This window comes from Taibaiella chishuiensis, assembly GCF_003014535.1.
Taxonomy (GTDB): domain Bacteria; phylum Bacteroidota; class Bacteroidia; order Chitinophagales; family Chitinophagaceae; genus Taibaiella; species Taibaiella chishuiensis.
Genome location: NZ_PYGD01000017.1, coordinates 39,930 through 49,474 on the forward strand (window position 1 = coordinate 39,930; position 9,545 = coordinate 49,474).

At 47.5% G+C, this 9,545-nt stretch carries 9 protein-coding genes and 2 tRNA genes; 7 read left to right on the forward strand and 4 right to left on the reverse strand.

Features of this window, described 5'->3' with window-relative positions:
• Positions 1 to 274 precede the first annotated feature (274 nt).
• Positions 275 to 359, reverse strand: a tRNA-Leu gene (locus B0I18_RS24660).
• A 219-nt stretch (positions 360 to 578) separates the two neighbouring features.
• Between B0I18_RS24660 and B0I18_RS24665 the strand changes: the two genes are divergently transcribed.
• The 7 genes from B0I18_RS24665 to B0I18_RS24695 all read left to right on the forward strand — a co-directional run bounded on the left by B0I18_RS24665 (position 579) and on the right by B0I18_RS24695 (position 5,210).
• On the forward strand, positions 579 to 1,388 hold the full coding sequence (locus B0I18_RS24665) for an outer membrane protein assembly factor BamD (RefSeq protein ID WP_106525448.1): 810 nt from the start codon (positions 579 to 581) through the stop codon (positions 1,386 to 1,388).
• A complete protein-coding gene (locus tag B0I18_RS24670; RefSeq protein ID WP_106525449.1) occupies positions 1,375 to 1,704 on the forward strand; it encodes a DNA-directed RNA polymerase subunit omega in 330 nt (109 codons plus the stop codon). Before B0I18_RS24665 ends, B0I18_RS24670 begins: the two co-directional genes overlap by 14 nt.
• A gap of 113 nt (positions 1,705 to 1,817) precedes the next feature.
• Positions 1,818 to 3,038 (forward strand): bifunctional phosphopantothenoylcysteine decarboxylase/phosphopantothenate--cysteine ligase CoaBC, encoded by a 1,221-nt coding sequence (coaBC, locus tag B0I18_RS24675; RefSeq protein WP_106525457.1) that lies wholly within the window; start codon positions 1,818 to 1,820, stop codon positions 3,036 to 3,038.
• Positions 3,031 to 3,945: a type IX secretion system protein PorD gene (gene porD / locus B0I18_RS24680; protein WP_106525450.1), complete on the forward strand. Its 915-nt coding sequence runs from the start codon at positions 3,031 to 3,033 to the stop codon at positions 3,943 to 3,945. The genes coaBC and porD overlap by 8 nt, the downstream gene beginning before the upstream one ends.
• 48 nt (positions 3,946 to 3,993) lie before the next feature.
• Positions 3,994 to 4,515, forward strand: a complete 522-nt coding sequence (locus B0I18_RS24685) for a DUF4296 domain-containing protein (RefSeq protein WP_106525451.1) — start codon at positions 3,994 to 3,996, stop codon at positions 4,513 to 4,515.
• Positions 4,512 to 5,108, forward strand: coding sequence for a gliding motility lipoprotein GldD (gldD, locus tag B0I18_RS24690; RefSeq protein WP_146146869.1), 597 nt, complete (start codon positions 4,512 to 4,514; stop codon positions 5,106 to 5,108). Before B0I18_RS24685 ends, gldD begins: the two co-directional genes overlap by 4 nt.
• A 30-nt stretch (positions 5,109 to 5,138) precedes the next feature.
• Positions 5,139 to 5,210: transfer RNA gene (locus tag B0I18_RS24695), tRNA-Arg, on the forward strand.
• Between the two features lie 245 nt (positions 5,211 to 5,455).
• Here the strand turns inward: B0I18_RS24695 and B0I18_RS24700 are convergent.
• The 3 genes from B0I18_RS24700 to B0I18_RS24710 all read right to left on the reverse strand — a co-directional run bounded on the left by B0I18_RS24700 (position 5,456) and on the right by B0I18_RS24710 (position 9,209).
• Complete coding sequence (locus B0I18_RS24700; protein ID WP_106525453.1) at positions 5,456 to 6,499, reverse strand: DUF7638 domain-containing protein; 1,044 nt, start codon at positions 6,497 to 6,499, stop codon at positions 5,456 to 5,458.
• Positions 6,500 to 6,560: 61 nt separating this feature from the next.
• On the reverse strand, positions 6,561 to 6,965 hold the full coding sequence (locus B0I18_RS24705; protein WP_181358611.1) for a DUF4844 domain-containing protein: 405 nt from the start codon (positions 6,963 to 6,965) through the stop codon (positions 6,561 to 6,563).
• Positions 6,966 to 7,052: 87 nt separating this feature from the next.
• Positions 7,053 to 9,209 (reverse strand): T9SS type B sorting domain-containing protein, encoded by a 2,157-nt coding sequence (locus B0I18_RS24710; protein ID WP_106525455.1) that lies wholly within the window; start codon positions 9,207 to 9,209, stop codon positions 7,053 to 7,055.
• Positions 9,210 to 9,545: the final 336 nt, after the last annotated feature.

Here is a 9,545-nt window from a genome sequence, read left to right on the forward strand (position 1 = left end):
CCATTTTTTATAGTAGTCAAGGTTGCGGGAGCAATCTACTACGCAGTTGATATATTAGAAAAAGTATTAGTGATCGTTACTATATGCCGTATGGTCCGCATATGGTGGCGCAAGAAAACGAGATAATCGTGGTGCATGAAAATGGGTTCATGCTTAAATTCCAGAGAACCATATCGGGATGCCTGTTATAATACTGTTCGTTGTTCGTAGTGTGTAGCTACGAACAGCGTTCAAAAAGAAAAAGGGCTGTTCTTAAAGAACAACCCTTTCCGTGTGCGGCAGAGGAGATTCGAACTCCCACGCCCATGACAGGCGCTACCACCTCAAAGTAGTGCGTCTACCAGTTTCGCCACCGCCGCTTGAGGGCTGCAAAGTTGTTATTTTTTTTCTGAACGGACAAATATTTTTGCATCTTTTTCTGATTTTCTTTTTTTTAGCTGCCTGGTGCTCATGGAGAAGAGGTATCTCCGAAAATAAAACCGCCCGGCGGTTCCGGTTTTCATACTATTCCGGTCCTGTCCCCGTTATGGAAAAGATTGATTTCAATTCAAAATAAATTCATTATTTTTGCACTCCTTATGCGGAAAATTTCAATTTTTATTCCCGTAATTATTATCCTGCTCAGCTCATGCGCCAGCCAGCACGAAAAAGTGCTGAGAAGCAAGGACGTTAATTATAAGCTGACCAAGGCCAACGAGTACTACGACCAGAAAAAGTGGTATAAGGCGAATGAGCTCTATGAGATACTGATGCCCTCGATGCGCGGAACCAAAAATTACGAAGAGCTTTACTATCGTTACTGCTATTCTTTTTACAACCAGAAGGACTATATCAGCGCCTCTTACCAGTTCAAAAACTTTACCGAGAATTTCCCGAAAAGTCCGCGTGCCGACGAGTGCGAGTTTATGCATGCCGTTTGCCTGTTTAAGGATTCTCCCAAATATCCCCTCGATCAGTCCAATACCATCAAGGCTATGGAGGCATTACAGACTTATGTAACTACCCATCCGGAGTCTAAAAACCTGACGGAGGCCAATAACGATATCGATATCTGCCGGGCCAAGATCGAACTGAAAGATAGTAAAGCGGCTCTGCTTTATTATAACCTGGGTCAGTACAAAGCTGCTTCAGTGGCCTATAAGGCGCTTATCCAGGCTTATCCCGAATCCAAAACGCTGGATCTCTATCAATATATGGTCATCAAAGCATATTACGAATATGCTGATGCCAGTATAAAAAGTAAACAGGAAGAACGCTTCGCCGAAGCCGTAAATGCCTATACCGAACTGGTAGATTATTCTCCGCATTCTTCTTACCTTAAAGACGCGGAAAAGCTGTATACAGCATCACAAAACCACATAAAACAATTACGCAATGAGCACAAATAAAAAAATGGTTTCTTCCCTGAACCCGCTGATCGAAACACGTGATGTAATTGCCGTTAAGAACAAGACCGGCAATATTTATGAAAGCATTGTTGTAGCTTCAAAGCGCGCCAACCAGATCAATATCAGTATGAAAGAGGAATTGCACCGCAAACTGGACGATTTCGCCAACCATACCGACTCCCTGGAAGAAGTTCACGAAAACAAAGAGCAGATCGAGATCTCCCGCTTTTATGAGCGTATGGCCAATCCCGTACTGCAGTCGCTGAACGAGTTCATGAACGATAAGATCTATTATCGTAAGAAAGACCAGGAATAATTTGTTGAACCCGCTGATCTGCTTTTTGGCTGTTGTCATCTTGGGATAAAACAACGCAGGTTGTTTCTTTACCGGGCCTGCCATAGGCTAATTGGCATTTGAGCGATTCTACTATGTCTCTTAAAGACAAAAAGATAATACTTGCCGTCACCGGTAGCATTGCGGCGTATAAAACGCCGCAATTGGTGCGTTTATTGGTCAAGGCCGGCGCTGAAGTGCAGGTCGTTATGACGGAAGCGGCCAAGGATTTTGTAACACCGCTGGCGCTCGCCACGGTTTCCACCAAAGAGGTATTTTACGCCGTAAGCAATGGTGCGCACTGGAATAATCATGTGCACCTGGGCCGTTGGGCCGATGTGTTGCTGGTTGCTCCCTGTACCGCCAATACCCTGGCCAAAATGGCGCAGGGGCTTTGCGACAATATGGTACAGGCCATTTATCTTTCGGCTGCCTGCCCGGTTGTGTTTGCCCCGGCTATGGACGAGGATATGTGGCTGCACCCGGCTACCAGGGCCAATGTACAACAGCTGCAATCCTACGGGCATCACCTGATCCCGGTGGAAAGCGGTCCGTTGGCCAGCGGGCTTACAGGGCCGGGACGTATGGCCGAACCCGAAACGATCGCAGCCTGGCTGGAACACTTTTTTGCACCGGAACAGCAGCCGGTTGCCATTCCCCCGAATACCAAAGCCCTGATTACTGCGGGCCCTACATACGAAGCCATCGATCCTGTACGTTTTATCGGTAATTTTTCGACCGGTAAGATGGGTATTGCCCTGGCGGAAGCCCTGGCGGAACGCGGAATACCCGTGGATCTTGTACTGGGGCCCAGCAAAGAAAGTACACAGCACCCGCTCATCACGACGCATAAAGTGGTAAGCGCCCGGGAGATGTATGATGCCTGCGAACGGCTTTTCCCTGAGGCGGCTATTTCGATATTATCCGCTGCAGTGGCCGATTTCAGGCCGCAGGAAGCAGCTGCGGAGAAGATCAAGAAAGGCAGTGAGGACACCATGCAGCTTACCCTGGTAAAGAACCCGGACATTCTCGCACACCTGGGCGCCATAAAAAATGCCGGGCAGACGGTGGTTGGTTTTGCGCTGGAAACAAACAATGAACTCGAACACGCGCTGAAAAAGCTGAAAGCTAAAAACGCGGACATGATCGTGCTCAACTCGCTGCAGGAAGCAGGCGCCGGCTTTGGTCATGATACCAATAAAGTGACCCTGTTGTCGGCAGATGGTACGCAAACAGCGCTTCCGTTGCAATCGAAAAAGGAAATTGCCAAAAGTATTGTAGATTGCGTACTCGCTTTAAAATATAACAATGCGTAAATTCTTTTTCTTTTTGCTTTTAATGGCTGCGGTGCGCCTGCAGGCGCAGGAGCTGAACTGCAAGGTAGATGTATCGTTCGACAGGATACAGAACGTGGATCCGAAAGTATTCCAGGCTTTGAAAAAATCGCTGAACGAATTTGTAAACAACCGCAAATGGACCAATGACAACTTTAAAGTATCGGAAAAAATAGACTGTACTTTTTTCCTGAACCTGACCGAACGCACGCCCAACGATAATATTTACAAAGGAACCCTTAATATCCAGGCTTCACGCCCGATATTTAATTCCGGGTATAATTCTCCTACCGTTAACTTTATCGATCGCGAAGTGGTATTCCGCTTCGACGAAAGCCAGACCCTCCAGTACGACGACAACCGGGTTGCCGGTAGCGATGCGCTGGCCTCTAATCTTACTGCTATTATCGCTTACTATTCCTATGTTATCCTCGGTCTCGATTACGACTCTTTTTCGCCCAAGGGTGGGGATGAGTATTTTAAAAGAGCGCTGAATATTGTTAATAATGCTCCGGAAGAAGGCAAAAGCATCCGGGGCTGGAAAGCCGCCGAAGGCAACCGTAATCGCTATTGGCTGATCGATCAGATCCTGAGTCCGCGTTTCGACGCCTTCAGGCCATATTGGTACCGGTATCACCGGTTGGGGCTCGATGTGCTGAGCCAGAAGCCGGAAGAAGGCCGCAAGGTAATACTGGATGGCATTCCAACCCTTACCAAAATCAACAACGATAACCCGACTTCTATCCTGTTCCAGTTTTTCTTTAATGCCAAGTCTACAGAGTATGTCAACGTACTGCAGCAGGCCACGAAAGAAGAACGCAAGGATTACATCGATCAGCTGTCCAAAATGGACGTTCCCAACATACCCAAATACAGGGGTGTAAAATAGCAGAAGCGCTGTAGTCAGGAATGACCTGCAGCAGTAAATATTTTTCTTTTGAAACTACCGGTATCTTATTTCCTGGTTATTTTGATGGCGGCTTTCGCATCCTGCAAGGCGCCCAAAGAAGAACCGCCCATACCTGCCGCCAAGATGGAAGCGGTAATATTCGATATTCACCTGGCCGAGACCTATAGCCAGGGCCTGGGCGATACTACCGGCAACAGGTTTGATAAGAACTACGATAGCCTGGCCGTTTTTTATGCTTCCATACTGAAGCACCACCAGCTCAGCTTCGATGAGTTTAATGAAGCGATGCGCTGGTACCGTAAACATCCCCAGCAAATCGAAACTTTGTATACTCATGTAATCGATAAACTGAATAACCTGAAAGCCAAAGAGGGGATAAAGGATATCGATGATAACAGCCCGCCCTGGATCCAACAGGCGAAAGACAGTAGTAAGAAAGCCGGTGCAGCAAAAGATACCACACTTAAACAGAATACGGCTCCGGCAGAGCGGGCCAACGATACGGCACTTAAACAATTCAAGCAACCTACAATACAGGCAGAACCATGATGAACCGGAACATGATTATCCCCGCGGTCTTACTGGCCGGGATGGCTATAACAGGCTGCAGGCCCAGTCCGCCGGTACCCAAGCCCAGGGCTTATTTCAAGATCGACCTGCCGGAACACCGGTACCGGCAGTTTGACAGTACCAGTTTCCCGTTTACGTTTGAGTTTCCTGTATATGGCCGTATATCGCAGGACCGCGACCTGATCAAAGAGCAACATTCTCCTTACTGGATCAATGTAGATGTACCCGAACTGGATGCTACTATATATTTGAGTTATAAAGCCATTACCCCGCAGGAACCGCTGGACCGGCTGATCGACGAGTCCTACAAGCTTTCGTATGCGCACGATATCCGTGCCGACTATATCAAGACGCCGCAGTTCCGCACACCCAACGGCCTTGTTGGCGTGTACTATTATGTAGGGGGCAATGCAGCTTCGTCCTACCAGTTCTTTATTACCGACGAACAGAAGAACTTTATCCGGGGCTCGTTATATTTTAATGTTACTCCCAATGCCGACAGCCTTAAACCGGCCAGCGACTTTATGAAAAAAGATATGGAACATCTCGTACAAACATTTCGTTTTAAATAAGGAAATTACTTACCTTTGCCGTCCCTGAGCGGTTTCGTAGTTCAATGGATAGAATAGGAGTTTCCTAAACTCTAGATACAGGTTCGATCCCTGTCGAGACCACTGCCGAAGCAGACAAGATTTTCTTGTCTGCTTTTATTTTTTCTCGCAGCGGCGCGACGTTGCGGAAAAATATGAAATTCACGGGATCTCATTCGCCCGCAAGGACCTGGCATTATGGTGTGTTTGTCTGTCCCTGGATAGTTTAAGCACTCCCTATTTATTTCCATTGAATTGAGTAATATAGGGACGAACGCATCAGCAGACAGGTGCACTACTATCGGGATGCTCAACAATCACCGGTCCTGTTATTCGTCAACGGGTTTGGGCATATCGGCGTAAGGGTAAGGAAATCCATAAGCTTCTTGCCATTCCTTTTTTATGCTATCGCCATAAATAACCTGGCGGACTTCATAATCTTTCGTATCCATGTTGCCCACGAACATCCTCTGGTGCTCTGGCACGGCTTCGTAGGCTTCCTTAAGCTCGTTTTTTAATTGCAGGGTAGGTGTTGCTTTGTACGCCTCAAAAATTCTTGCACATTTGGTTATGCTGTTTTCCTGCCCGTTAAGTTCCCTGAATTTATCCGTCAGCTCATTCAGCTTATCCAGGATATCAACCCCTGCTCCCGATACTATTTTGAACGATCCTAAATTCAGTATTGTCACTGTTTCTCCGGGATCTAAGGTGGTGGTGATCGTTTTTTTATCGACTAGTTCCCGGATATCCTCAAATGAAAAAACTTTTTGCCCGGGCAGATTGGTTATTTCGATACGCCCGCTTTCGTACAGGGATAATTGGGCCAGGTAAGTTTTGGTATCCGTATCCCGGTAGAAGCAATGAAATTGCGCTCCATGAATCCTGTCGGGAAAAACCGTACCCGGATTATCCAGGTAGAAGGGTTTGGCATCGGGTATACTATGTTTCGCAACATTTATATTGCCTACTTTCCTGGTACTGCTGCCGTGGCAGTTTTGCAGGTTTTCAAGTGCTGGGTTAAGCTGTTTTACCAGTGCATAAACATACTGGTATAAAGTCGCTTTCGTGTGTAGCCATACGCCTTGTTCGATATACCAATGCCCGAGGCCAAAGATGGAGATTGCCGCTCCGTCGGGAATAGCGGTAACAACCCAGCCCTGGTCCAGTTTTTGTTTGAACATCGCCAGGTCTACCATTTCCCAACAATAGATAAGCCCGTCGCTGTATACCTGCAGGTTGGTAAAATGATACTGCATATTGTTGATGATCCCCGGGATGGCAAAACCTTCGAGCACCTCGGTTCTTGTTATCCGCGTCAATGCTCCGGGATCGCTCGCCCTGCCGGAATTGAATATTTTGCTGAATAATTTCATGTTTGCGGTTTTACCGGCTCCCCGGATCATATGAGCTGCAGTCCATACTGCATCTCTGCTCCTACTCGGGGGCAAAGTTATATAACCATTTATTTAAGTCGCCCTTCATGTCGATTTTAACCGTTTGCGCAAGCACCAGGTACCAGTTTGCGATGGCTTCCCGGTCTTCGGTATCGAGTTCTGCTGTTTTTAGCTTTTTCAGACCGGACAGGAGCCGGTTTTTTATCAAAGCCGTATCGGTATTGTTTGCGCAAAAGGTTATGTCTTCGATAATGGTTTGGCTGTAAGTTATATACTCTTGCCGGGTCAACCGCTTTTCGGATAACAGCATATTGAACCTGTTCAACACCTGCCGTTTGATTTCCGCATAGGTGGTTGTCATAGCTTGTACTTTGTTTTTGTTGCTGTTACAGGCGGTACCAAAAGTAAAGAGCGCGAGTAACAAGGCGTGGAATATGGTTTTCATGGATTGTAGCTTCGTATTAATCGGGTGATTGGGTTGTATTTCCTGCATCGATATCGCTCCCTGCGTATTGTCCCTGGTTTATTGTGCTTATCGTACCAGGATCAGCTCACCCTTATGGTAATAGTTGTCGGTTCTGTAGGGCGTGTTGAACCGGAGTTCGTAGAAATAGCTGCCTATATCGGCAGGTGTGCCGTTATCCGTTCTACCGTCCCAGCCCCTGTCGAATTCGTTATTGGATTTATAAACGAGCTGGCCCCAGCGGTTATAGATACGCAGGCTGTACTGTGCCGGCACACAACCCAGGCCCATAACGGGTTTGAAGTAGTCGTTCAGGCCATCATTGTTGGGACTGAATGCATTGGGTACCGAAACATTGCAGGGGCACAACATGCCGCCTACACGAAGGGTGTCGTACTGTTTGCAGCCCAGGGCTTCGAAGATAACGGAATACGTGCCGGGCTTGAATATCCTGCGGTCCTGCGCCGTAGAATTATCATCCCAGAGATAAAACTCCGCCCTGCCGATCCGGACATCAAACGGGAAACGCTGATCGCAGATCACCGTGTCAGGAGGCATAATGCGTTTCCTTTCCCGGAACCGCAGCCTGAAGGAATCTACGCGGGTATTACAGGGGCCTGTATAATAAACCCAGTAGGTGCCCGATTGGGTTACCGTTTTCGTAGGGCCGGTAGTGCCATCATTCCATACATAATTGGTGTAGCCTGCTTTGGCTTCGAGTGTTAGCTGGGGGAAAGGGGTAGTTGGATCGAAGCAGAATACGGAATCGAGGTAGATATCGGGTAAGGTATCGGCAGGGGTGTAGGGGTATACTATATCGCAGCCGATATGGAAGCGGTTCTTGGCCGAAAGCATGATCTCGTCTGTGCTAAAGCTGTTGACGTCCCAGCCCCGGCCACCTTGTGGCGTGAGGCTCCTGATCGCGGTCAGATCCTTAGCGACGATCTTTGTACCATCGGCTCCCGGGCAACCTTCTTTTCTACCGAAGGGGATATTGAAATAAAGGTTGTTGTGGTAAGGTTTAAAATAAATGGTGGGTGGTACACTTAAACACCCGCCTTTCTCCTGTTCGCGTAGGATCAGGTAATTGAGGGCAAAGGGCACTTCTTCTTCATTGTAATGATTAGCATAGGCGCTTAGGTCGTACCGCCTTAGGTATAGTTTCCGGTCTGCGCGATAGTCGTTATTGCTGATCATATAATAGCCGTTATCCGGTGTGAAACTACCATGAACATTCAGTCCGAATTCTTTCAGGGGGATGTCGATAGCGGGCAGGTGACTTTGGCCTGCAGCGCCTGTTTCAGGATTGAAACTCAAAAAGTTGGCCTGGGACGCTTTCCGGGTAAGGGTATCTTCGGGTGTGTGCAGGCTGATACTGGCAATCGTCTTCCGGTCGGGCGATACCTGGTAGTCCCATATCATCTGTGGCCGGAGCGCTTTGTTGATAGTGGTTGTTATAGGATTGGGTGTGACGCCGTTTTCCGTGATCCGGTATGCATAGATGTTGAAACTGCTTTCTGAAATCAGGTTTTCGGCGATCAGCAACCAGAGATCGCAATTGTTACCTGGAACGATGCCGATAACTTCCTGCTTCGACGAACTATATTGCCACTGTCTTAGCGGAATGGCTTTTGCGTCAGGCTCGATATCACCCAGGCCGCCTTGCAGGCGTTTATCCATTACCGAATAGACCAGACCTGTACCTTCGGGCCCAAGGTTAAAGATATAGTAACGATTGGTATCGCTGATAAAAGGGGCAACGGCGATATGTTTATCAGATGTAGCCGGATCGAAAGTCGAGGCATCGAACTCCCCGTTGGGCATCATTTCGAAGTTGCGGTTATAAACCCGGTCGGCAAATACCATAAACAGGAATTGCCCTGTATTCGGATCGGATACGGGGATTACATTGGTGCTCCGAACGCCGGCCGATATTGTTTCAAAAGGACCACTGCCTTCATACGTTTGGGCCACCGGGTAATACTCGGGTGCTTCTATGCTTACCGGCGGCTCCTGGTTTGCGTCTATGCGATGCTCGCCTAAAAACCAATTGCTGTTGGCTTTCAGCTCTTGTTTGCGCTGTGCATGGAACTGTGCCCGGGCACTCAAGCCGGGCAGCAGCAGGAGTTGTAATACTAAGATTGTTAGTTTGTAACCGGTCAGTGTGCATTTTTTTAACCACCGGCCCATGCTTTGGAGATTTTTAGTCCAGGTCTGTTCTTTCATTTGCCTTTCTGTTTGTCTTTGTACTTGATCTAAATTTTTTGCCTATAGATATCACCATTTAGTGATATAAAAATAAGGATTTAATGCTACATTGATATGCGGGGGGGTGTGAATTAAAATAAGAAGACAGTGAAATGGCATTAAAACGATGGGTTCGGGTTGTTATCTGCCGGGCGGCAGGATTATCGCAGGTGGTGTTGGAAATGCAGCTGTTTGCAAGCTGTTCTCTTTTCGTGTTCTAGGATCAAGCGAAAAAGTTGGGGGACTCCGGTATACTTACCCAGATTTTTTATTCTTCTTTGTCTTAATACAAAGAAGCAAAAATCAAGACTGTAG